23 protein-coding genes and 3 riboswitches are annotated in these 22,700 nt (G+C 66.9%); of the genes, 10 read left to right on the top strand and 13 right to left on the bottom strand.

All coding sequences use genetic code 11. The features are described 5' to 3' along the window. Window positions 1–61 precede the first annotated feature (61 nt). Window positions 62–1,033, bottom strand: coding sequence for an AraC family transcriptional regulator (locus AB0333_RS07515; protein ID WP_366218080.1), 972 nt, complete (start codon window positions 1,031–1,033; stop codon window positions 62–64). Between the two features lie 103 nt (window positions 1,034–1,136). Here AB0333_RS07515 and AB0333_RS07520 point away from each other — a divergent pair, with 103 nt between their 5' ends. Together AB0333_RS07520 and AB0333_RS07525 are read left to right on the top strand one after the other, a co-directional pair. After that, the gene (locus AB0333_RS07520) at window positions 1,137–1,994 is read left to right on the top strand and encodes an NAD(P)H-dependent oxidoreductase (RefSeq protein WP_366218081.1); all 858 of its coding nucleotides are present in this window, start codon (window positions 1,137–1,139) and stop codon (window positions 1,992–1,994) included. Between the two features lie 94 nt (window positions 1,995–2,088). Then, the gene (locus tag AB0333_RS07525; RefSeq protein WP_366218082.1) at window positions 2,089–2,943 is read left to right on the top strand and encodes a DUF5067 domain-containing protein; all 855 of its coding nucleotides are present in this window, start codon (window positions 2,089–2,091) and stop codon (window positions 2,941–2,943) included. Window positions 2,944–2,973: 30 nt separating this feature from the next. Here AB0333_RS07525 and AB0333_RS07530 read toward each other — a convergent pair whose 3' ends face one another. Together AB0333_RS07530 and AB0333_RS07535 are read right to left on the bottom strand one after the other, a co-directional pair. After that, on the bottom strand, window positions 2,974–3,117 hold the full coding sequence (locus AB0333_RS07530; RefSeq protein ID WP_211309052.1) for a hypothetical protein: 144 nt from the start codon (window positions 3,115–3,117) through the stop codon (window positions 2,974–2,976). A 165-nt stretch (window positions 3,118–3,282) separates the two neighbouring features. Continuing rightward, window positions 3,283–3,957 (bottom strand): thiamine phosphate synthase, encoded by a 675-nt coding sequence (locus AB0333_RS07535; RefSeq protein WP_366218083.1) that lies wholly within the window; start codon window positions 3,955–3,957, stop codon window positions 3,283–3,285. A gap of 8 nt (window positions 3,958–3,965) precedes the next feature. Continuing rightward, window positions 3,966–4,059: riboswitch (TPP riboswitch) on the bottom strand. A gap of 165 nt (window positions 4,060–4,224) precedes the next feature. Here AB0333_RS07535 and AB0333_RS07540 point away from each other — a divergent pair. After that, window positions 4,225–5,127 carry a type II CAAX endopeptidase family protein gene (locus AB0333_RS07540; RefSeq protein WP_366218084.1) on the top strand — a complete coding sequence of 301 codons (903 nt, stop codon included), beginning with the start codon at window positions 4,225–4,227 and terminating at the stop codon, window positions 5,125–5,127. 3 nt (window positions 5,128–5,130) lie between these two features. Here the strand turns inward: AB0333_RS07540 and thiM are convergent, their stop codons facing one another. Further along, window positions 5,131–5,949: a hydroxyethylthiazole kinase gene (thiM, locus tag AB0333_RS07545; protein ID WP_366218085.1), complete on the bottom strand. Its 819-nt coding sequence runs from the start codon at window positions 5,947–5,949 to the stop codon at window positions 5,131–5,133. Continuing rightward, a riboswitch (TPP riboswitch) is annotated at window positions 5,940–6,033 on the bottom strand. It overlaps the preceding gene by 10 nt. Before the next feature lie 85 nt (window positions 6,034–6,118). On the opposite strand from thiM, the gene AB0333_RS07550 reads away from it, so the two are divergent. Both AB0333_RS07550 and AB0333_RS07555 read left to right on the top strand, forming a co-directional pair. Continuing rightward, window positions 6,119–6,628: a helix-turn-helix domain-containing protein gene (locus AB0333_RS07550; protein ID WP_115932670.1), complete on the top strand. Its 510-nt coding sequence runs from the start codon at window positions 6,119–6,121 to the stop codon at window positions 6,626–6,628. Next, entirely contained in the window at window positions 6,625–7,182 is a 558-nt protein-coding gene (locus AB0333_RS07555) for a DUF6036 family nucleotidyltransferase (protein ID WP_366218086.1), read from the top strand. The genes AB0333_RS07550 and AB0333_RS07555 overlap by 4 nt, the downstream gene beginning before the upstream one ends. Here AB0333_RS07555 and AB0333_RS07560 read toward each other — a convergent pair. The 9 genes from AB0333_RS07560 to AB0333_RS07600 form a co-directional block, all read right to left on the bottom strand. After that, a complete protein-coding gene (locus tag AB0333_RS07560; RefSeq protein WP_366218087.1) occupies window positions 7,173–8,573 on the bottom strand; it encodes an MFS transporter in 1,401 nt (466 codons plus the stop codon). The genes AB0333_RS07555 and AB0333_RS07560 overlap by 10 nt on opposite strands. Next, entirely contained in the window at window positions 8,570–10,273 is a 1,704-nt protein-coding gene (locus AB0333_RS07565; RefSeq protein ID WP_366218088.1) for a bifunctional hydroxymethylpyrimidine kinase/phosphomethylpyrimidine kinase, read from the bottom strand. Before AB0333_RS07565 ends, AB0333_RS07560 begins: the two co-directional genes overlap by 4 nt. Continuing rightward, a riboswitch (TPP riboswitch) is annotated at window positions 10,264–10,357 on the bottom strand. Its footprint overlaps the gene before it by 10 nt. Window positions 10,358–10,700: 343 nt before the next feature. Further along, the gene (locus AB0333_RS07570; protein ID WP_366218089.1) at window positions 10,701–11,669 is read right to left on the bottom strand and encodes an HNH endonuclease signature motif containing protein; all 969 of its coding nucleotides are present in this window, start codon (window positions 11,667–11,669) and stop codon (window positions 10,701–10,703) included. A gap of 168 nt (window positions 11,670–11,837) precedes the next feature. Continuing rightward, window positions 11,838–12,920, bottom strand: a complete 1,083-nt coding sequence (locus tag AB0333_RS07575; RefSeq protein WP_366218090.1) for a hypothetical protein — start codon at window positions 12,918–12,920, stop codon at window positions 11,838–11,840. Beyond that, window positions 12,917–15,163 carry an ATP-binding protein gene (locus AB0333_RS07580; RefSeq protein ID WP_366218091.1) on the bottom strand — a complete coding sequence of 749 codons (2,247 nt, stop codon included), beginning with the start codon at window positions 15,161–15,163 and terminating at the stop codon, window positions 12,917–12,919. Before AB0333_RS07580 ends, AB0333_RS07575 begins: the two co-directional genes overlap by 4 nt. After that, window positions 15,160–16,989, bottom strand: a complete 1,830-nt coding sequence (locus AB0333_RS07585) for a DNA cytosine methyltransferase (RefSeq protein ID WP_366218092.1) — start codon at window positions 16,987–16,989, stop codon at window positions 15,160–15,162. Before AB0333_RS07585 ends, AB0333_RS07580 begins: the two co-directional genes overlap by 4 nt. Window positions 16,990–17,183: 194 nt before the next feature. Beyond that, the gene (locus AB0333_RS07590; protein WP_366218093.1) at window positions 17,184–17,618 is read right to left on the bottom strand and encodes a very short patch repair endonuclease; all 435 of its coding nucleotides are present in this window, start codon (window positions 17,616–17,618) and stop codon (window positions 17,184–17,186) included. A 121-nt stretch (window positions 17,619–17,739) separates the two neighbouring features. Further along, window positions 17,740–17,952, bottom strand: coding sequence for a hypothetical protein (locus AB0333_RS07595; protein WP_366218094.1), 213 nt, complete (start codon window positions 17,950–17,952; stop codon window positions 17,740–17,742). A gap of 28 nt (window positions 17,953–17,980) precedes the next feature. Further along, window positions 17,981–18,334, bottom strand: coding sequence for a sulfate permease (locus tag AB0333_RS07600; RefSeq protein ID WP_366218095.1), 354 nt, complete (start codon window positions 18,332–18,334; stop codon window positions 17,981–17,983). Between the two features lie 232 nt (window positions 18,335–18,566). Here AB0333_RS07600 and AB0333_RS07605 point away from each other — a divergent pair, with 232 nt between their 5' ends. The 5 genes from AB0333_RS07605 to AB0333_RS07625 all read left to right on the top strand — a co-directional run. After that, window positions 18,567–19,712, top strand: a complete 1,146-nt coding sequence (locus AB0333_RS07605) for a DUF4062 domain-containing protein (RefSeq protein WP_366218096.1) — start codon at window positions 18,567–18,569, stop codon at window positions 19,710–19,712. 360 nt (window positions 19,713–20,072) lie between these two features. After that, a complete protein-coding gene (locus tag AB0333_RS07610; protein WP_366218097.1) occupies window positions 20,073–20,210 on the top strand; it encodes a hypothetical protein in 138 nt (45 codons plus the stop codon). Window positions 20,211–20,295: 85 nt separating this feature from the next. Further along, complete coding sequence (locus tag AB0333_RS07615) at window positions 20,296–21,609, top strand: hypothetical protein (RefSeq protein WP_366218098.1); 1,314 nt, start codon at window positions 20,296–20,298, stop codon at window positions 21,607–21,609. Continuing rightward, window positions 21,606–22,151, top strand: a complete 546-nt coding sequence (locus tag AB0333_RS07620; protein WP_366218099.1) for a GIY-YIG nuclease family protein — start codon at window positions 21,606–21,608, stop codon at window positions 22,149–22,151. The genes AB0333_RS07615 and AB0333_RS07620 overlap by 4 nt, the downstream gene beginning before the upstream one ends. 187 nt (window positions 22,152–22,338) lie before the next feature. Further along, window positions 22,339–22,700: transposase (locus AB0333_RS07625; protein ID WP_366218101.1), on the top strand; the 362-nt coding region annotated here is incomplete at its 3' end.

Here is a 22,700-nt window from a genome sequence, read left to right on the forward strand (position 1 = left end):
ACCGCCCGACCCCGGCGCTGGCGGTTTCACCGTGATTATTCGGACCCGCCGTCGTCGGGCGTTACTCGACGGCCTCCGTCACGGCCAACCGCCGGCTCTGCACCCGGTATCTGCTGGGCCTGACACCGTACTCCCGGGTGAAGGCGGCGCTGAGGGCGAAGGCGCTCGAGTAGCCGACCTGCCGGGCGATCGATTCCGTGGTGTCCTCCCGTTCCTGCAGGAGGTCCGCGGCCACGCACAGGCGCCACCCGGTCAGGTAGGAGATCGGTGGTTCGCCCATCACCTCGGCGAAGCGACGGGCGAAGGTGGCGCGGGAGACCTGAGCGCGGCGTGCCAACGACTCAACGGTCCAGGCCCGCGCCGGATCGGCGTGAAGTGCCCCAAGCGCGGGGCCGACGACGGGATCCCCGGCTGCCCCGTACCAGGCGGGGACGTCCGTGTCCGGCAGTGCGAACCAGTCCCGCAGTGCCCCGATCAACACGAGATCCAGGAGCCGGTCCAGCACCGCCTGCTGCCCGGGTTCACGGTTCTCGAGTTCGGACTCGAGCAGTCCCAGCGCCCGTGAACGCTGGTGGGCACGGGGAACCACGACGACGTTCGGCAGTGCCTCGAGGAGCCGCCCGGCGATCCTGCCGGAGGTCGGGAAGGACCCGGCGAGCAAGACGTGCTCCGAGTCCAGACCCGGCTCGTCAGCCACTCGCACGAGCCCACCGTTCCCTGCAGTGAGGCGCTCCCCGGTCTCCTCGAGGCAGGCCCCCTCGGCGGTCAGCACACACGTGGTGGGGATCCGTCCGGTGGGGTCGCTGGACAGGAGCGTGGACCCCGAGCCGGTGAGGATCGCGAGGTCGCGGGTGCCCAGGCGCAGTGGATCGGCCCCGTCCCGCCGGAGCCAGGCCTCGCCCCGGAGCATCACCAGGACGGTGATCGAGGCACCGCCCTTCTGACGGATCGCCCAGGGCGGGGAGAGCAGGTTCTGGCCGATCAACGCCCCGGAGGAGCGGATGTTCTCCAGCACTTCACTGAGCGTGTCCACGCTGCCAGGTTAGACGATCACGCATCGATTTCGGAGTTCCGACTATTCTCCGTCTGATCTACGTGCGGTGGACTGGGGGCTCCCCCACACCAGGAGAGACACCATGCCCGTCGATCATCCCCCCGTTCCCGGCTCCGCCCTCTGGGTTCTCGCCCACCCCCGCCCGGAGTCGCTGAATGGCCACCTGTACCGCGCCGGCGTCGAGGCCTTGTCCCGGGACCACGAGGTCGCCACCTCGGACCTCTACTCCCTGGGGTTCGATCCCGTCTTCGGCCGAGCCGACCTGGGCGAGCCGCATGACCGGCCGGGGAACCTGGCCGAGCTCGCCGGACAGGCCTACTCCCGCGGCGAGCTGCCGGCGCAGGTCCAGGCCGAGCACGCGAAACTCGCTGCCGCGGAGCTGCTGGTCCTCCAGTTCCCCCTGTGGTGGTACGGCCCGCCGGCGATCCTCAAGGGCTGGCTGGACCGCGTGCTGACGGACAGCTTCGCCTATGACAACGAGCTCGACCCGGACGTGCACCTGCCCCGCCGCTACGGCGATGGCGGGCTCAGCCGACGCAAGGCCCTGATCATCGTCACCGCCGGGGAGGACGAGCGCACCATCGGCCCCCGCGGTCTCAGCGGCGACCTCGACTCGCTGCTGTTCCCCCTGACCCATGGAGCGCTCTGGTACGTCGGCATCGACGCGCTCGACCTGCACGTGATCCACGACGCCGATGCGCTCACCGCGGGAGATGTCGAGCGGGAGCGGGAGCGGCTCCTCCGCCGGCTCCAGGGGATCGACGCCGAACCGACCCGCCCCTACCGGCGCCTGCGCGACGGGGACTACCCCTCAGATCTGCGCGCCCTGCACCCCGAGGTGCTGCCCGGGCGGACGGACCTGGGCATCCACCGGGCGACCCTCAGGTCAGACGGTCTGGAGGCGCGGCCCGGGGAGCCTCGGATTAACGCTGCCCTCTAAGGTCGCGGGACGAACGCAGAACCTGCGGCCGACTTCGGCCGTCATGCATAGGCACCAAGATCACCGTCCGCCCATCAGGGAGAGGCATTCCTCCATGCGCACCCGCTCGACCGCAACCATCGCCATCGCAGCCGTCCTAGCCCTCGGACTCGCTGGATGCGCCTCCGGCTCCATGGACTCCGGCACGGCCGCTGCCAGCCCTGCCGCCGCTACTTCACAGGAAGCCGCCCAGCTCGATCTGACCGGCGAGTGGGAACAGGCTGGCGCGGCCGGGGAAGGCAACGCCAGCATCCAGTCGGCGACCATCGTCGATGACACCATCACGGTCTACTGGATCAACGACGGCGAGAAGGCGCTCTACTGGGCCGGCACTGCCGAACTCCCCGAAGGAGCCGAGGGATCATTCACCTTCGACTCCGAGAACGACACCAGCAAGACCGACACGGCGCTGCTCGCTTCAAGTGACAACACGAAGACGTTCACGTTCGAAGACGAGACCCTCAGCTACGAGGTCAGCGCCCTGGGCGAGACCTGGACCGCCGAGCTGCAGCAGACCAGTTCGACGCCGGCCGCCGCACCCGCCGCGGAGGAGTCGTCCACCAGCGATGTCGCCGTGACCATCGGGGGCGCGTCGTTCTCGGAGGACTATGAGGGTGCCCCAGTCATCGTGGTGGACTTCGAGTTCACCAACGGCTCGGAGGAGACCGCCAACTTCATGACGTCCACCCAACCGCAGGCTTTCCAGGGCGGCGTCGAGCTGGACTCCTACGCCTACGTTGAGGACATTGACTCCAGCGCCACGATGACAGACCTCAAGCCGGGCGCCTCGATCTCCGTCCAGGTGCCGTTCACGCTCCGCGACGAATCGCCCGTGATGGTCGAGGTCAGCGAACTGTTCAGCCTGGACGGTGCCCTCCTCGACTCGCAGGAGTTCGACGTCACGCAGTGACGCAGGGCGGGGTTCGGTCTGTGCCGAAGCTCAGGCCCTCCCGAACCCCGCCAGCACCTCCCGCACCACCGCACCCGGATCCGTTGCCTCCATCAGCGCCCGCACCAGCGCGACGCCGGTCACGCCGATCCCAGCCAGCGCGGCGGCATCTGCGGGGGCATCCGCGGAGGTCACGTCCCGGCTTCCGGCCGGTGGACGGCGGCCTGACCTCCTCAAGCGTTCAGCCAAACGTGTCATTGACCTGTCGACCTGATTCCCGCGGGTTCTTGTCGCGAAGATTCCCCGTGATCATGATTTTTCGCCGTGATCATCACGGGGATATTTCACGATCACCGGGAATTACGGGAAGCGCGAGGGAAGAGCGCCGAACCCCGCCAGCACCTCCCGCACCACCGCACCCGGATCCTCCGCCTCCATCACCGCCCGCACCAGAGCGACGCCGGCCACGCCAGTCCCAGCCAGTGCGGCGGCATCGGCGCAGGTCACGTCCCCGATCGCCACGATCGGCAGGGCGGTGGACGCCACCAGTTCCGGGTAGCCGTCCACGCCGAGGGGTTCCCGGCCGGACTCCTTGGTCGGGGTCCGCCGAAAGGGCCCGGCACCGATGTAGTCGAGCAGATCGCGCTGGGCCTCGGCGGCACGCACCAGCCCCAGGGTCCCGGTGGTCAGCCCGATGATTGCCTCCGGTCCCAGCAGGGCGCGGGCGTCGGCCACGGGCAGGTCGTCCTGTCCCAGGTGCACCCCGTGCACCGCGGCTCCCCGCAACCGCGCGGCCCACGCGACATCCGGCCGGTCGTCCACCAGCACGCGGGTGGCCGGGTTGGCTACCCGTACGGCCTCCGCCACGGCGAGGACCAGGTCCAGCAGATTCGCGGCCGAGGTCTCCTTGGCCCGCACCTGCACGACGCCGGCCCCGGCGGCCGCCGCTGCCGCCGCCACGTCCACGGTGCGCCGGCCGGTCCCGGAGGTGACCAGGTAGCAGCGCAGGTCGAGAGCATCTTGGGGTGCACTCATGGGGCCAGAAGAAGTCACGCGGACATCCCTTCGCTAGGTCGAACTAGATCAGGTTCCACGGGTGTGATCTCAGCGCCGGACGGCGCACCCCGTGTCCAGGAGTCAGTGTAGGGCAGGCACTACACGCCCTCTCTTGCAGGACCGCAGCCCCGGCCGAGTCACTCCGCAGAGCTACCGGACGTGCCCCCTCCGGGGTGACGATCCGCGGGTCTGTTCTCCGTAGCGTGCATTTCGCCCGGCAACAACGCCGGCGACAAAGGAGCACCCATGCAACCCGCACCCGCACCCCTGAGCAAGCCGGAGACCTCGTCGGTCCAGAAGTCCCCGTTCTGGTCCCGCCCGTCAGTGCGCGCGAGCACCATGGTGGTCGCTTTCGCGGCCCTGATGATCATCACCAATTCCGCCGCGTCCGCGCTCGGCAGCCCGGCCGCCGCGCTGCTGATCGGTCCGGTTCTCGGTGTTCTCGTGCTGTGGCTCTACTCCGTCGCCGTGCGCCGCATCGAGCAGCGTCCCGTCATCGAGCTCGCCCGGCCCACCGCTGCGAAACGGCTGCTCCTCGGCACGCTCGGCGGCCTCACCCTGGCCTGCGTCTCCATCGGCCTCATCGCCGCGTTCGGCGGATACCAGATCATCGGCTGGGGAACACTCGCTGGAGCTCTCACCATCGTCGGCATGATGTTCGCCGTGGCCGTCGCCGAGGAGGTCCTCTTCCGCGGGGTGATCTTCCGCCTCGTCCAGCAGCGCTGGGGCACCTGGATGGCCCTCGCGGCGTCCGCGCTCCTGTTCGGCCTCGTCCACCTCGTCAACCCTGGCGCCACCCTCTGGGGAGCCCTCACGCTCGCCGTCGAGGCAGGCCTCATGCTCGGCGCCGCCTATGTGGCCACCGGCTCGTTGTGGCTGCCCATCGGCCTCCACCTCGGATGGAACATCACCACGGTCGCGATCTTCGGCACCATCGGCTCCGGGGGCGACGCTCGCGAGGCCCTCGTGGAGGCAGTGACGCCCGGGCCCGTCTGGCTCACCGGCGGCAGCTTCGGACCTGAAGCCAGCCTCATCTCCGTGGCGGTCTGCTCCATCGCCACGGTGCTCCTGCTGATCTCCGCTCACCGCAACGGCCGGATCACCCGCCCTCAGAAGCCCACCAGCACCTCGCGCACGGCAGCCGCCTGATCGTCAGCTTCCCTCGGCGCCCACGGCATCGAGCGCATCGAGCAGCTCCATCCGGAAACTCCCCGGCCCGGCGGCCCGCTCGGCGGCGAGCTCCCCGGCCACGTTCATCCACACCGTGGCGGCCAGCGCGGCCTCGAAGCCGTCCTCGGCCACCACCGAGCACGCCGCGGTCAACGCCCCGAGCAGGCACCCCGTGCCGGTGACCCGGGTGAGCTGGGAGGTGCCGCGCGCCACCAGGGTGCTGCGGCCGGCGTCGAGCACCAAGTCTGTTGCCCCCGAGACGGCGACCACTCCCCCGGTCCTGCGCACCACCTCGCGGGCCGCGTCCTCGGCGGCCGCGGGCGCCGAGACCGAGTCCGCCCCGCGCCCGCCCGTTCCGGCGCCCACCAGCGCCAGCACCTCGGAGGCGTTGCCGCGCACCACCGCCGGACGAGAGTCCAGCAGGCCCCGGGCCAGCGGCGTGCGCACCGGCGCCAGGCCGATCGCGGTGGGGTCCAGCACCCACGGTCGCCCGTCCCGCACGGCGACCTCGACCACCGCCGGAATCCCATCCATCGCATCGGTGCTCAGGGTCCCGAGGTTGACCGCGAGCGCGTCGGCCACGGTGGTCACCACTGGGGCCTCGGCGAGGGTCTCGGTCATCATGGGGCGGGCGCCGGCGGCCAGCAGCCCGTTGGCCACGATCCCCATGGACACGGTGGCGGTGATGCAGTGCACCAGCGGCGCACGCTCGCGCACCGCACGGATCACGGGCGCGACGGCGGCCAGGTCCGGATCGTGCGCGAGGTCCGGTCCCGGCCGGGTGGGGAGGGAAGAAGTCACGCGGACATCCCTTCGCTAGTTCGAACTAGATCAGGTTCCACGGGTGTGATCTCAGCGCCGGTCGGCGCACCCCGTGTCCAGGGTTCAGTGTAGGGCAGCCACACTCAGTCCCACCCCTCGCGCCACGTCCAGTCGTTGTGTTTTTGGTGTTTAAGAGTAGCCTTTGACCATGGACGATGACTGGCTCAGCACGGGCAGTGCCGCAGAGATTCTCGGTGTCTCGCGGCAACATATCGTTGACCTCTGTGATCGCGGCGATCTGCCGTCCATCAAGGTCGGCACACATCGGCGGATCCGGCGCGACTCCCTCGCTCGCCTCATAGCGCCGCAGTTAACTCGCAATCAGGAAAAATCCCTGTGGCTTCATCGGGCAGTGCTGGGCGCTCTCATGATGGAGCCCGCCGTCGTGCTTCAGTCGGCTAGGGACAACATCGCTCGGTGGAAGTGCGCGCATCGTCCGGACGGCAAGTCCGTCCACTATCTCGACCAATGGAGTGCAGTCATCGAGGGCGGAGTGGATCAGGTGGCCGCCGTGCTGACCGGAACCGATGAACTGTCTTGCGAGCTTCGGCAGAACAGCCCCTTCGCCAGCGTCCTCACCGATGAGCAGCGGCAGCAGGTCCTGCGCTCATTCCAGCAGCACTGGCGCCAGGACCACAGCGGGGAGCGCGCCGCATGAACAGACAGCAGCTGGCCCACATCCTCCGGTCGGCATGCACCATCGTGGGCGACAAGGACGTGCTCGTCATCGGCTCACAATCGATCCTCGGCTCCTATGACGAGGACGACCTGCCCGCAGAAGCTACCGCATCGATCGAGGCCGACATCGCCTTCCTCGATGATCCCGATCGAGGGAAAGCAGACCAGGTCGAGGGCATCATCGGCGAGCTGTCCGGATTCCATGCCCTGAACGGCTTCTATGCAGAAGGCATCCATGTTGAGACAGCTATCCTCCCTGAAGGGTGGCGGGATCGCCTGGTCGGGTGGGACCTCCTCTCCTCGGCTCCCGCGGAACCTCACTTCCTGGAGCCGCACGACCTCGCCGTGTCGAAGCTGGCAGCAGGCCGCGAGAAGGACAAGACGTTCGTCAACGCACTCATCGTGAACGGCATGCTCGATGTGAAGACCCTGCACGAGCGCAACGAACTGATCTCGAACGAACACCAGTTCCTTAAAGACCGGTCCCGATCGCATCTCAACAACATTGGAAGGGCCTCAGGTAGTCAGACCTGACCGATCGCGAGTGGACGCTGGCGATGGCGCAATGCCCCCGCGGCGACCTCGTCGAGGTCCCCGTCCAGGTCCCGTGGCGCCAGCTTCGGCCCCAGCACAGCGCCGAGCACGAGCAGCACCCCGCCCAGGACCACCAGCGCCATCACGGAGCCATCCCGTCCCAACCTCGCCTCGAGCGCGGGCAAGTAGAAGGGGTAGAGCGCCGGCAGGATGAGGGACAGGCTGTACCCGGAGCCGTAGCCGGTGGAGCGGATCTCGGTGGGGAACCGCTCGGAGAGGTACGCCGAGACGGGACCGTAGGCGGAGACGGTGATGACCTGCAGCACGGCGGCGCACGCGGCCGCCGCGGCGAGGGTGGGCGAGTGCACCGCGAGCCACCACACCACCGGCCCGGCGATCCCGGCGGCCACACCCCACAGCACGAAGACCCGGCGCCGGCCCACCCGCGTGGACAGGTGCCCGGCCAGGGCCATCACCACGGCCTGCGCCACGGAGGCGATCCCCATGACCACGGGGACCGCGGTGGGATCCAGCGGGGAGTCAGTGGCCAGCCGGTCGGTCAGCAGCAGCACGGTGGTGTTGGTCAGCAGCCACAGCCCGGTCATCAGCACGAAGACCTGCCAGAAGGCCCGCGCCCACCGGCCGGCGAGCAGCTGCCGCAGCCCCGGCCGTCCGGCTGGCTTGGCCTGCCCCACCGGCTCGGCTTCTGCCGCCCGCTGCCTACTGCGGTGGAACACCGGGGCGTCGGCGACCTGCCGGGAGTAGTAGACCAGCATCCCCACGGAGAGCAGGGCCCCGAGCACGAACAGCAGCCGCCAGCCCCAGGCGGCGTAGGCGTCGGGCCCGATCAGCGCGAGCAGCCCGGCCACGGAGAACGCGATGGACGCCTGCGCCCACGGGGCCATGGACAGGATCAGCCCGCTCATGAGCCCGCGGCGTCGGGGTGCGGACCACTCCATCGCCAGCGGGATGGCCGCCGAGTACTCCCCCGCCACGAAGATCCCGCACAGGAACCGCAGGGCCAGGATCAGCCCGATGGTCCCGGCGCCGAGGATCTCGTGGGTGGGGGTGGCCGCGATGGCCAGGGCGCACAGGGCGGTCCCGGCGATCGCGATCCGCGTGGTGCGGGTGCGCCCGAGCCGGTCGGCGATGCGCCCGAACACCACCCCGCCGATCGGCCGCCCCAGCAGCATCGCGATGACGATCAGCGCCCCGGTGGACGCGGCGGCGGCCGGCCCGGCGAGCACGAGCATCGCCGGGGCCAGGGCGGTCAGCGGCAGGAACACGTGGATGTTGTCGATCCAGTTGCCCACCACGCCTGCCCGCAGGGCGGCCTTGCCCTCCGAGGGCAGGTGAACGACGGCGGCCGGCGCCGTGGCAGCGGCCGTCACCGGGCGCTCCCGGCCAGTTCCGGGCGGCTGGTCGCGGTGGCGGGCAGCGCCGCTTCCCCGCCGGGTTCGAGCCGGAGGGCCTGGTCAAAGAACTCGAGCTCGTGCCGGCAGGCGGTCAGGTAGGCGCGGGCCGCGGCGGCTCGCACGGCCGGGGAGGCGGCAGCCATCTCGGTCTCGAGTTGGGCCAGCGCCTGTTCGGTGGCGGTGACGAAGCCGGGGTCCCGGTAGGTGTCCAGCCAGGCGGCATAGGGGTGGTCGGCAGGGACGGCGGGCAGTGCGGCCCCGACCTGGGCGTAGAGCCAGAAGCAGGGCAGCACGGCGGCCACGCCCACGGCCCGGTCCTCGCCGAGGGCGGTGGCCAGCAGGAAGCTCGTGTAGGCGGCCGTCACGGGGCTCGGCGCGGGCGTCGCGCCGGTGTGGTCTGCGGTGCCGAGCCAGCCGCGGTGTAGTTCGGCCTCCTCGGTCAGAGCCCCGGTGGACGCCTGCGACCAATAGACCTGGGCTGCGGGGTCGGTGCTGCGGGCGGAGAGTGCGCCCAGAGCCCGGGCGTAGCCGTTGAGGTACAGCGCGTCCTGGGCCAGGTAGAACGCGAAGGCGTGCTGCGGCAGGCTGCCGTCCACCAGGGCCCGGACGAAATCGGAGTCCGCGATGGCGGCGGTGGTGTCCGCCCCGGCGGCCCAGAGGGCGGCGGTCCACGGTCCACTCGCTGCGACGGCCGGCGCGGGGATGGTGACCTTTCGGCTGTCGTCGCCTGCCCACGGGGTAACCAGGCCGGCGGGTGTCTCGAGAAGGTGGGGGACGGCGTCGGGCGTCAGCCAGGGGGCGGAGGAGGCGGCGGCCTGCAACCGGCGGGCGCGGTGCCCGTGGTCCACGGGGCCGTGGCCGGAGCCGACGTGCAGGGCGGCGCCGTGGGTGATGGACTCGTGGAGCCAGTCGGTGGCCCAGGACAGGGCGTCGGCGGGGCTGTCCCCGCGGCCGAGCCGGGTGGCCAAGGCGGAGGACAGGGAGCAGCCGGTGCCGTGCGTGCTGGTGGTGTCCACGCGGGTGGAGGGCACGGCGATGCGGGTGCCGTCCGGAGCCAGCCAGGTGTTGGTGACGGTCAGGGTGTCCAGGTGGCCGGTCTTCACGACGACGGCCACGCCCGTCTCCGCGGACCAACGGGCGGCCTGCTCGAGGGCCTCGTCCTCGGTGGCGGCGCGGGGCTGGCTGGTGAGCACGGCGAGCTCGTCGATGTTGGGGGTGACCACGGTGGCGCGTCGGCAGAAGGCGACCATGGCCTGCTCAGCTTCGGGCTGCAGCAGCCGGTCCCCGCTGGTGGCGACCATGACCGGGTCGACGACGAGGATGCGCGGCTGGATGGTGTCCAGCCACGCGGCGACCGTGGCGATGATCTCCGCGGTGCCGAGCATGCCGGTCTTGACGGCGTCGAGGTCGACGTCGTCGCTGACGGCATGCAACTGTGCGGCAAGGAACTCGGTGGTCGGGACGTGGAGGTCCCGCACGCCGTGGGTGTTTTGGGCGACCAGGGCGGTCACGACGCTCATGCCGTAGCCGCCGGCCGCGGTGATCGACTTGAGGTCCGCAGCGGTGCCTGCGCCCCCGCTCGGATCGGTGCCAGCGATCGAGAGCACGCGGGCCACTGAAGCTGCTGCGGGCAGGACGGAGCTGGGCGGAAATTGGGTAGGGCAAGAAGAAGTCACGCGGACATCCCTTCGCTAGTTCGAACTAGATCAGGTTCCACGGGTTTGATCTCAGCGCCGGTCGGCGCACCCCGTGTCCGCAACCCAGTTTAAGGCAAGACACCGACGGCCGGTTGGGCGGGCTCACGATCGATCGTGGCGCCGAGCGCAACACTAAATGCCAAGCAACTGCAGATGGACTCAGTGTTCGCCGTGACGTTACGGTCGACGGCATTCACCCGCCGACTCGCAAGTGTGGCAGTCGGCGCGTCTGAGGCGACGACCCCTTGACCCCCAGGTGCCGGAATCGACGGCTCTACTGCCCCTGACCTGGGGTTTTCCGTTTCAGCCGCTTGCTCTGGGCATCTCGTCTTGCAGCGTTTGCAGGCTGTTGGTCACTTGATTGGTCCACTTCGGTTGTCCGCGTCACGCCGAGGTCGGCGCACTCTCAACTCGCTGCCTTTCGGATGTTGCAGATCAGGTGGGCGAGGACCGAGTTGCCGCGAGTGTGGTCCCCACCCGTCGACAGGGGAACGACGTGGTCCAAGCTCGCGCTCATGGCATCGGGGTGTAGCACTTGAGGATCGACCTTCCCTCCACAGATGCCGCAAGTCCAAGCGTCTCGTTCGTACACCTCCACTGGATCAAACCGCTCGATGGTGGCTTCTGAACGCGCCCGGCGCTCGTGCTTTGCCGCATTGCTGCTGACTCGGCGACGACGATCCATCTCCGCTCGGTAGCGCGACGAGTGCATCGGCTCGGGGTAGGCCGGTGTGTCAACAGGGACGGCGGCGTAGCACTCCCAGAAGAAGTAGTCCACGCCGTCGGGCTGTAGATCCGTGATCCGCTCGCGGCGCCATTGACACAGGACGCCGTTGATGTCGAAGGTGTGGCTGAATAGCTGACCCTCAAGGCGTTCGCCTCCTGGACCGTGCGGTCCGATCACCAGGGACGAGTAGTAGCCATCATCACTCGCCCCTGCTACGAACATGTCACCGCTCTGGGCAACGGCTAAGACGATGCGCGAGGTGAAGTAGCCGTCGGGCATGTCCTGGACGAGGTAATGGGTCAAGATGCCGTAACGCTCGACCACATCACCTGGATGCGGCCCGTACCCCTCCCACTCGATAGGCAGTTCGGGCGGGCGCGCATCCGGGAGGGTGCGGAAGACACGAGGGCCGCTGGTTCGTGGATTCGGTCGCGGCCCGGTCGCTTCGACCGCCGCCGCCACTCGTTCGGCGTTGATGCTCGCGCTTCCGCGACCGTAGCGGTGACGCAGGAGGTTGTTGCACCGTCCGGAGCACACGTGTCGGTCTCGTTGCACCCAGTGGGCGCTCATCGGCACCGGCTTGCCACAGATGACGCAGGGTTCTCCGCCCTTGGCTCGGCCATCTGGATGTTTCAGTGCCTCATCCATGACGCGGAAGTGAGCGTCTTGATCTGCCATAAAGGTCAGCCTTGCATCAGTGGCCGAGGCGTCCGGTATCGATATCGGTCCTGCTGATGGCGGTTAGCTAGGGGCGATCGTGGGCAGGGCACCATCCCGTGACCTTGCGGGCACTCGCTTGGAGGAAGTTTACGCAAATCAATCGCCGGTTGATTGACCGCCCGAGAGTCGCCGCTTCACACGATCAGAGTCGAGGTCGGGCACTCCGATCCGGCCCCTGTACTGGCTATGTTGAACGAGCAGACCCTCGGAAAACGGACTTACGAGCGAAGCTATCGGGCTCATCGCATCGAGAGTCTCGGCCGTGACCGCTTGCACATTCTCTAGGTCGAGAACCAAGTCCGGAATGTCGCGAAACGCAGGCAAGTAGTAGAAGCGGCCTTGAGTGGCTGTCAGAACATGCTTCTCAAGCTCATTCCAGGCGGCCTTTGACTTTGAAGCGGACCACTTCTGGAATCTGGAATTCGATCCCAAGTCGCCTGCTTTGGCCAGTAGCGCGAACTCGAACTTGTCTTGAGCGAAGTCGCATGCTGGCGTGAGGATCACCCACCATGTGGCATCCGGCGCTCGAAGGAGATCGCCTGGTGCGCGGCGAGTCGAAGCAGGCGGGTAGATGTATCGATGACTCGGGTCTGCGGTCAACGACTGTTCGCTGTCTTCTTCGAGCACCCGAGAGAGGCGGCTGAGCAGAACTTGCGCGATTCCCGAGGAGTCCGCAGCTTCGGTGTACTCCGCCCAATTTGGCGCCAGCTCCGTCCACATGTGTTTGCGCAGGACGGTGGCTACATGTTGTTCAATGCCGCTGATTGTGATGACCGCACGACTAGCAACTGCCGCCTGGATTGCCGCAGGTAGTTTATCGGTGTCATCCTTGGTTACGACGGTGACCAGGGGAGCCATCTGCTCATGGACGACTGTTTCAGGGAGAGCCGTCCAGAAAACCACTGGGGCAAAGCGGGCATCCTTAATGTTCAGATATACAGCGTGCCCAGCGGCCTCATCGTCCGGCGACGGGTCAGGAGTGTCACGCCGGACATCCAGCACCACAACGTCACTCTCGCCCCGACTGAACTTGGCGAATCCCTCATCGAAGTCTGTCTCCACCGAGACCTCAACCTCAATTTCATCGCTTTCCTCAAACGCGTCTTCGATCTCGCGCCGCGCATCCGCTGCCAGGTCAGCCTTGTCCTCGATGATGAGGACACGTACCTTTTCCTTCATTGGACCCGCCTCCTGAAGGTGGCCTCGAAAGTTGCCCCGTCGAGCGGACCTTCGTCAATAAGGATGAGCTGGCCCTCGTAGATGTCTTCTACGAGGTTGCCTACGATGCTCAGGCCGAGTCCCACGCCTTCCGGTTTACTGGAGAAGTAGGGGTCGAAGATGTGCGCGCGGACGCCCTCCGCTACCCCGGGTCCAGAGTCGCTCACGACGAGGCTCAATGAGGAGTCATCGATGAGCCGGGCGGCAGCGATGACCTTCCGCTCGGTTCCTTTCGCCTGGGTTGAGGTCCAGTAGATGGCGTTTTGGATGAGGTTGATGAGGACTGTCAGCAGTTCAGCTTCGTCGATTTTCACAGCGACTGTATCGCCCTCTCGAAGCAGTTCGACGCCGCGGTCGTCGGCTTCCTGCTGGAGTATCGAGATTGCCTTGTCGATGACGTCGCTGGTGCTGATTTCCTTCGGTCGTCCGCGCTTGCGACCACCGAAGGGCTCGATCTGTTTGAAGAGAGATGAGAGTAGTTCGGCTTGGGTCGTCGTCTCTGACATTGCTTCCACGGCGAGGTCGATCTTCTCCCCGTCGGTGAGGCTCTTCTTGTTCAAGTCGCGGGTACCGAAGCGCGCGATGTTCTTGAGTCGTGTCACGACGGTTCGACCGTCGTGAAGGACGCGATCGATGAGTGCGCCGAGGGTGGCGAGTCGGGAGTATCGCGAAAGGACGTTCTGAACCTCTATGACGCCTTCCTGGATATCGCGGTTCTTCTCGTCAATGAGTCCGATCAGGCGCTTGTCGCCGGGATAGCTCTGGGCCAGAGCGGTACGAATCTCACCGAGGTCGAAGCGCTCAAACAGGCCGCCCTTGCTTTCGCCCGGTTCCTTCTTGGGGTGGCGCGCGGTGTACCGGCGCGTCTCTAGTTCGTTGAGCGCGGCTTTGACGAGCGTCTGGAGGTCCGAGTAGGCGGTGCCGGCGAGGATGCCCTCTCGGTTCGACTGGTCCTTGAGCCCTTCGTTCGTGTCGGCGCCGATGAAGACGTGTCCGATGACTTGGTTGTTTGATACGCGGCGGGTTGGGGTCTGGACTCGTCGTAGGTCGAGTCCGAGCCAGTCGTCGCCGCTTTCACCGAATGGCAGGACTCGAAAGCCATCTCGATAGATGCTAACACCGGCAACCTCGCTGAGCGTGTCGCGGAAACCCTTCAAGTCCTTCGCGCTGGGCGCTGCGTTCTCTGCGTCTGTCTCCTGGAGGGTCCGTTGGATGGCTGTCTTGTCTCGGTCCCAGACGTTGATCTCGAAGTCGAAGGGTCCTGCCTGCGGGGAGCGCTTGTCATCGGTCCACAACTGTTTGACGCCGATATCCTCCTCCAGCGGGGGGTCCTGCTGTGTGTAGCGAAGGGTGGCGGACCCCTGGGCATCCACGGAGCCGGTGAGGCTGTAGTGAGGGGTCTGGAGTTCAGACGATGGCTCGATAGGACCAGCGAGGTCCTCTAGGCCCTCCTCGACGTCGACCAGTTCCAGGATCACCTGGAAGTCGGGCTCGGCATCTTCTGCGTTCGCGAGGCTTGAGCCTGTCCCCGGACGGGGCCGTATCAGCCGCGTCAGCGCTGTACGTAGCTCAAGAAGGTCGTCACGATCCCACGCGCGAGAGAGGCGGTCAATCTGGACCACAGTCCCCCGGCCGTGATGCCAGGTCTCGTTCTCGGCTGCGGAAAAGGTATCAACGGCTGCGCCAGAGTCAGAGAAGACGTCAGGTGCTCCGACTTCCCAGGCGACCTCGATCTGATCGAGGTAGGCGTCCTCGCGGTCGAAGTCCGTCCAGTCGATCAGGAGTTTGACCTCGTCGGCATTGGTCATCCGCGTGACCAGCATCATTTCGTGACCGAGCCGGGCAGCGGCGAGCCGACCGATGCCCTTCTCGCCGAGCACTCGTCGACCTCCGTCGCTGCGAGGGCGTCGTCTCTTGGTGTCGGTCGCGATGTCGAGCCATGAGCGCTGGAGCGTGGCGACGTCCATGCCGTGGCCGTCATCCCATACCTCGATGCGACCTTTCGCCTCCTCCAGCGGACCGTGGAAGCGGAGGAGAACGACGCTGGCGTCGGCGTCGTAGGAGTTCTTGACCAGTTCGATCAGCGCGACCTTGTCGCTGCTGATCAGGTCGCTGCCGAGTGTCCGGAGCAGCCGCGCCTTGGGGCGGAGCGCGCCACTACCCGAGGGCTCATGGCTCACGGCCTGCTGGACATCCGCACTCATGAGACTCGCTCTCCCCTGGACTGTGCTGGGAGTGGAGTAGCGGGGTCGAGGACTCGGGCACGCGCCTCGGAAACAGCGATCGCACGAATCGCGCACATCCTCAATGCAGCGTCCTCGCCACTGGAGACCAACTGAGCGAGAGCGACCTTGATGTCAGTGCGCAGCCCGGTGTGCCCTTCGGGCAACTCCATAAGGAGGGTCACGACTCTGCTGACGTGTTCGTTGACAAGAAGCTCGTTGCCGCCGCGTAGTAGCGAGAACACGCGGTGTTGCGCGTCGCCGAGCATGGCTGCAACGCGCGGTGTCCAGTCGACCGACGGGCTCTCACGGACGATGCCTCGAAGCTGTCTTACGGCGTCCTTGCGAGTCTTACTGAGGGTGTGCACGTCAATGTGCTGAAGCGAATCGATGGAGAGGTCTGGAACGCCTCGGAGTGGTTCCATTAGTGAAGCGGCAGTTACGACAGGAAGTCGGTGCATGTCAAGCAGCGCGGCTACCGCGGCAGCAGCGGCCGTCATGTCCGGCCCGGGGTAGAGCCACCATGCCGTCTTTCTCTGCTCTTCGGCCCACAGCGACAGCCTTCGGCGCAGATCGGGAAGTCTGGGCTGCTCCTGACGTGGCTCCGCGAGGGGCAGGATCGCCTCCGCGACGGTCCGCCCGAGTGCCGGCGGGACTGCATTGCCGATCTGCCGGAAGGCGTCGCTGCGGGTCCCTGCGAAGCGGAAGCTGTCTGGGAAGGTCTGGATACGTGCCGCCTCGCGGACGGTGAGCGTGCGGTGTTCCTCCGGGTGGATATACCAGTAGCCGTCCTTGGCGATGTGAGCGGTGATCGTCCTGCTGAGATCGTCCCAGTCCAGGCGCTTGTACTTGTCGTTGAAGGTGTCGGAGCGGTATCGGCGCAGGTGCTCAGGGAGGTCCGAGTACAACGTCGAGGAGGTCATAAGCCCGAACGCCTCGCGGTCATCGGCCCGAACCGGACGCGTCATGTGGTCGTAGATGATGTCCGCGTCGCCGTCACAGAGGGTCTTGGCCAGTGCACTGGATGGTTGACCCGTGTAGGGCAGCTCGCGCGCACCGGTGGTGTCGTCGAGCGAAGGAAGGTCCTCGATCGCATCACGGACGGTAGGGCGGTGCTCCATCGGTGCGGGCCAATCCGGCAGAGCCCCGTCGTTGCGTGCTTGGAGGATGAACCGCTTGCGGTGCTGCGGCACGCCGTGGCGCCATGCGTCAAGCAGTCGGTAGTCGACGACGTATCCGGCGCCTTCGAGGATGTCCGCGATCGCCCTGATGACGGCGAGATCATCGCCAATGGCCATATCGGGCACGTTCTCCATGAGAACTGCACGTGGTTTCAGTGCCAGGACGACATCGATGAAGGATCGCCACAGCTCCTTGCGTGAGTCGACCTCATCGCGAACGCCGTCGTTGATGAGACTGCGAATCTTCGCCCGTCCCGCGCGGCTGAACGGCTGGCAGGGCGGGCCTCCGGCGACGAGGTCGATCCCGAGCGGGCGGAGTCGCTCGATGAGCGCATTCACCTGGGCAGGATCGGCCATATCGACATCGAGCGCTTGGCCCCGGAAGTTGGCTCGATGCGTCTCCAGCGCCGCCATATCGTGATCGACTGCCGCGACGACGGTCCAGCCTGCCGCTTCGACACCAGCGCCGAGGCCGCCAGCTCCCGAGAAAAGGTCGACGGCGAGGGGGCGACCAGACGATCTCTCCAGCCGACACCACTCGCCGAAGCTGTCGTCGTCCGGAGCGTCTGCGTGCCTGGGGAGGACGAGCGGTGCTGAACGCTCCAGCTTCACTGCATATGCTGCCAAGCTCCAGCGCTCCTTCCCGCTTAGATGTCCACCTCCAGGAGAACACGACCAATGTCGTCGTGGCGCGCGGCTCGCCGAGCCGACACGCCACCTGCCCTCAGTTTACCGGTACGAGAGGGTCCGCATGGTTGGACCACGCCGTAGCAAATCACTGACCCGCCTTGGCCCGACCGGTCTGGCTCCGGTCGCTCGGATCACTCGGCGGTCTGCGGACGGGACCCATCTCGTACCGCCTCGACGATACGAGAGGCCACCGACAGGGGCTTCTCGTGCTCCCAGAAGCGCAGCACAACCCAGCCTCGATCCCCCAGCGTGGCAGTCGTATCCGCGTCCCGTTGCCGGTTGCGGTCGATCTTCGCGTCCCAGAAGTCCGTGTTGGTGGCTGGCATCGTGAAGTGCGCCGGACAACCGTGCCAGAAGCAGCCATCGATGAAGACGGCGACGCGAGCACGGGTGAAGAGCAGATCGGCCGTGCGGCGGATTCCCGGCTCCGGACGTGCGTTGACGCGGTAGCGCAGCCCCTGCGCATGCACGATGCGTCGCACAGCGAGTTCGGCCTTCGTGTCGCGGCCGCGATTTCCCTGCATCGTCTTTCGCGCCGCAGGACTCGAAGCCCAAGACTCCTCCATGCTTCGAGGCTACGCCCGCGAGTCGGGCTTCTTCCGGGGCGTTCGACGGATCGGATGACACCGGGCCGTCGCAGTGTTCGTGAGCCCGTTGGACCTCTGGCCTCGATCACGCCGTCGGGGCTCAGTCGCTCCCGCCGGTCGTATCACGACGCGCGGGCTTCCGGTAGGTTTCCGGAGCGTCCTCGGCGCGGCGTTGGGCTCGTGACTGACCGACCTCCTGCAAGGTGAGCCGGATCAGGACCTCGCACAGCTTGTGCAGGTCGGGTGGATCATGATGCACCGCACGCACACAGAACTGCCGCTCGTCGTAGCGGCGCCGGGCGGTCTTCTTCACGTACGCGCCCATCACGCACCTCCCCCTCCTACGCGGCGACCATGGGCCGGTGGTCGGCACGCTGCTCGCGGCGGCGGGCGGCGTACTCGCGAAGGCGGGCACGGAGCAGCAGGACGAGGCTGACCGGTCCCATGATGGCGAACTGCATCGCGTTGTAGATGAACAGCAGCACGAGCAGGTGCAGCCACCCGGGACCGCCGCCGGCGATGAGCTGCACGCAAAGGTTCGCGGCATACAGGTACGGGATGGCCAGCAGCATCGCCGGCGGGCTCCAGCGCAGTCCGCGGCGAGTCCGGATGGCGTCGAGCAGGATGTTGGTGGGCATGTAGCGGCGCAGGAAGTAGCGGGTGTGGACGCTGAGAGCCCAGATGAGTCGGAGCATGGACAGACCTCTTCAAAGGTTCGGCGACAAGAACCTGAAAGGACCGCCCGTTCCCGGAAAGGTCATACCGTCACAAGGAGCGACAGCGCCGCATAAGAGGCCGCCTCAGCAACCAGCTGAAGACGCCGCGCAGACACCGGGAAGAGGCGAAGGTGACCTGGCGCCTGCCCTCGCTGGTGCGCGGCTCGCGTGTGCGCTCCGCGTCTGGGCGTGTCCGTGGTGGACTTGAGGCATGGATGATGCGTCGTTGCTGATCGACCAGCGCTCGGCCTCCCTGGCTGCCGCCGGGGAGGATGTGCGGGCGTGGGCGAGCGGGCGGCGAGTGTTCGTGTCCAGCCTGATCACCGACATGCCCGACGAGCGGGCCGCGGTGCGGGCAGCGATCGAGTCGGTCGGGGCGACGGCGGTGATGTTCGAGGATCTCGGAGCGCAGGACATCTCGGCCGAGCAGGCCTACCTCTCCGGGGTTCGCAGCTCCGAGGTCTACGTGGGCATGTGGGGTTCGCGTTACGGCGTGCGGATGCCCGACGGGTACTCGGCCACGCATGCGGAGTTCTTGGAGGCCGAGCGCAACGGCTTGCGGCTGTGCCTGTTCGTGCACGGCGAGACCGGCGGGGAGATGGATGGTGCGCAGCGCGATCTGATCCAGGGTGCCCGCAACCTGTACACGACGAGCCCGTGGAGTGACCCGGACGACCTCGGTCGGCGGGTGCGGCGTCGTCTGGAGGAGTTGGCGGCGGAGGAGCTGGCGCCGTGGGCGCGGGTGGGCCGGACGCTGTTTCGTGCGCGGGAGATCACCAACGACGGGAAGACGATCTCGCTCACCGCGGCGGTGCGCAGCGACGCGGTCCATGCCGAGCTGGTGCGGCTGCGGGACAACCGGGCCGGCGGTGTCCCGTTCGCCTCCCCTCATACCGCGCTGCCGGTGCAGATCGTGGAGCTATCCACTAGGACCGTCTCGACAATCGGTCATGAGGAGCGGCTGACGTTGGTCACCCAGGAGCAGCGAGGCTCGACCATGCGCGCCTCCATCAATGGGATATCGGCCGACGAGGTCGGGCAGCGGGCGCTGTCCGACGGGCTGTTCGGCACCTCGCTGCTCGGTCAGCAGATGGGGTGGATGGCGCGGCCGATCGATCCCCTGACGCCACTGCGGGGACTGGGCCTAGACGACAGCGTCCTGCGGCCGGTGGCTCGACTGCTGTTCGCTGAGCGGTTGATCACCGACCAGGCCGCGTCCAGGATCGACTCGTTCGCGCTCGGCCCCTCCCACCAGGGCGCACGCCGTCTACGGGCCACCTGGACCCCGCCGCAGGTCTACGTGAACGAACCCGACCCAGCACCCATCTCGATCGACGGCACCGTGACGGGCCTGTGATCGAGACGCGTCCTCAGAGAACGGACTTGCGCGGTGCGGATCTTGCGGATCGGCCTAGTCCGCTCCAGGTTCGTGTGATTGCAGACTCAGTGGGTCCCGGTACTGCGTGCGATGCGTTGTGGGCTCATCGGAGTTGTGAATGATTCGGCTGGCGTGGTCGAGGGCGGTCTTCGCGCGGGCGGCGTCGATCTTCTGCGCGGTCGACGCGGCCGGGGCACCCAGGGGTGTGTCGTCGGTGATGCCGTATCGGTCGCGGTAGGCCGCGACCGTCCTCCCAGCTCCGCGACCGCCCGGTGCCCGGAGTGCGAGCTAACCCGCGGTGTCGTCAGTTCAGCCAAGACCGCGGAGGCCGCGGCTCGCATGGCCGAGGCAAAGCGCAAGCTTGACAACCAGGTCGCCCGAGCCGAGCGCGAACTCAAGAAGGCGGAGAAAGTAGCGGCCGAGGCGAGGAAGAAGCTCGCCAAGCTGAAGTCGAGGACCCAGCGCACTGCGACCTGATGCGTGGAGGTCACCAACGCTGCATGAGGGTCGCTCGTCACCGGTAGCCTCAACGCAGTAGATCAGTTCGGTGAATGGGGCCTAGATGTCGGACAAGGACGAGCCGCGCGACGAGATCGAACTGGTCAGCGACGGAGACGGTCTTGCCGTCATCGGCGACCCGCTGGCGGTGGAGCGCTTCCTGTCCACGGCGGGCGTGGCCTCCCGCGAGTTGAACCTCGCGCACGCTTTCGGCAGTGCGATCAACGTCGGCTCGGCGGCCGCGAAGGGTGGATCTGAGGTCGCTGCCAACGCCGGTCGCTGGGTGAAGCTCACCGAGGAGTCAGCCAAGGCACTCAAGCTCGGCAACGCCATGAAGGGCTCGTCGGACAGCGTCAGCCGCGCCATCGTGACCACGAGTAAAGGCAAGATCACGAACATCCTCGAGTTCGTGAAGCCCGACACCGTCGGCTCGATGCTTACCAACCCGGCGATGCTGGCCGGCGCGGCAGGCATCATGGCCCAACTCGCAATGCAACAAACCATGCAGGAGATCACCGACTACCTCGCCATGATCGACGAGAAGGTCGACGACATCCTGCGGGCACAGAAGGACAGTGCGCTCGCCCGCATGATCGGGGTCGGACTCGTCATCGACGACGCCATGCTCAAGCGTGAGCACGTCGGCCGCGTCTCCGAAGTGACGTGGTCGAGCCTGCACGGTGCCGCGCAGACCATCGCGGAGACGCAGTCCTACGCCCTCCGCCGTATCGATGCCCTGGCCGAGAAGATGGAGAAGAAGTCGCGTGTCGCCGACCTCGCCAAGGTTGCGAAGGATGCTGAGCGAGAAGTCGAAGAGTGGCTGGCCGTGCTGGCACGTTGTTTCCAGCTCCAGGACGGTCTGGCCGTACTCGAAGTCGACCGCGTCCTCGACTCCAGCCCAGACGATCTCGACCGTCACCGCGAGGCGATCCAGGCCGGCCGCGCCAAGCGTCGCGACCTGATTTCGAAGAGCACGGAGCGTCTGCTCGCGCGGATGGACGCGGCGGCGGTGATGGCGAATAGCAAGGTGCTATTCCATCCCCTGAGGCCCGGCGAAGTAGTGCGCTCCAGCAACGAGGTGGGCGCTGACGTTCTGGTCTTTCACGAAATGCTCGGCATCTCCGACAACCGTGTGAACCTGAAGAAGAAGCGCTGGGCTGTCGCAGCGATCGAGGCACGAGACGCCACCGTCGAGGCCGGAGTAACAGGTGCCCAGACCGCCGGCAAGCTCGGCGCACGAGGAGTCGAAGCTGTCGCGTCGGTCAGCGCCAACGCCGCTCACAGTGCGAAGGACACTGCGGTCAAGGTGTCGAGCACTGTCATGTCGAAGCTGCGGCGTAGCGCCGGGGAGAAACCGTCGGACGCTGAGCCGTCATGAACCTGCTCGACGACGGCTCGTTTCGACCGGCAAGTGGGATCAACGCAATCGTGCCGGACGAGTTCGGCGTCTACGCGATTCGGCTGCGCAGCGATGCGGCCCTTACCGAGCCCTTCCAATCTCTTCTCGAGGATCGCGCCACGCGCGTGATCTACGTCGGGCAAGCCGAGAAGCAGACGCTCCTCAAGCGACTGCTCGGGAACGAGCTCCGAGCACGCGGCAACGGCACCTTCATCCGAAGCATCGGTGCGGTGCTGGGCTACCGTCCCCCATTCGGCTCACTTGCCGGTCGAGCGCGGGCCCAAAACTACAGCTTCGCACCGACCGATCGAATGGCGATCGTCGATTGGATCGACTCGAGTCTCGATGTCAGTTGGTCCGTACTGCCGCAGTCTGAGGTTCACGAGGTTGAGGTCGCGCTGATTCGCGAGCACACGCCACTGCTCAATCTCCAGCACAACCCGCGTGCACTCCCGGAGCTTTCGTTGCTCCGAGCCGAATGCCGCGCTATCGCTAGGGGGATATCCACTCCAGTGCTGTAATTTCTACCGCGCCTGATGTCTTGTCAGCGCAGGCCTCTTGGTTCATACCCATGCGAAGATGTGACATAAGAGGCAGCACGCACCGATGTCACTTCCCTAGGTGCGTGGGTCAGTAATCGTGGGGTCGATCTTTAAAACGCCGGCGGATTGACCGGGCTGTCTCCTGGCGGGCTGGGAGAATCGGGTGATGGGTACCAGTGCTGGCCAGGATGGCCTCTTCGAGGAGTCAGCGGTGGAGCGGGTCGAGCCCGTGGACGATGGGCGGGTAGAGACCAACGCTGGCCGGAACAAGCGGTTCCGCCCGTTCGAGCCGGACGCTCAGCTGCTGGTGCCTCCGTCGTTGGATGAGTGGCTGCCGCAGGATCATCTGGCCCGGTTCATCGCCGAACTCGTGGACTCCGAGCTGGACCTGGACCGGTTCTATGCCTCCCACGCCAAGGCCAAGGGCCAGCCCCCGTATGACCCCAGGTTGATGCTGCGGATCGTGCTCTACGGATACTGCGTCGGGATCCGCTCCTCCAGGGAGCTGGAGCGGGGGTGCACCGATGT

Source organism: Citricoccus sp. NPDC079358, from assembly GCF_040702545.1.
In the GTDB taxonomy this organism is placed as follows: Bacteria; Actinomycetota; Actinomycetes; order Actinomycetales; family Micrococcaceae; genus Citricoccus.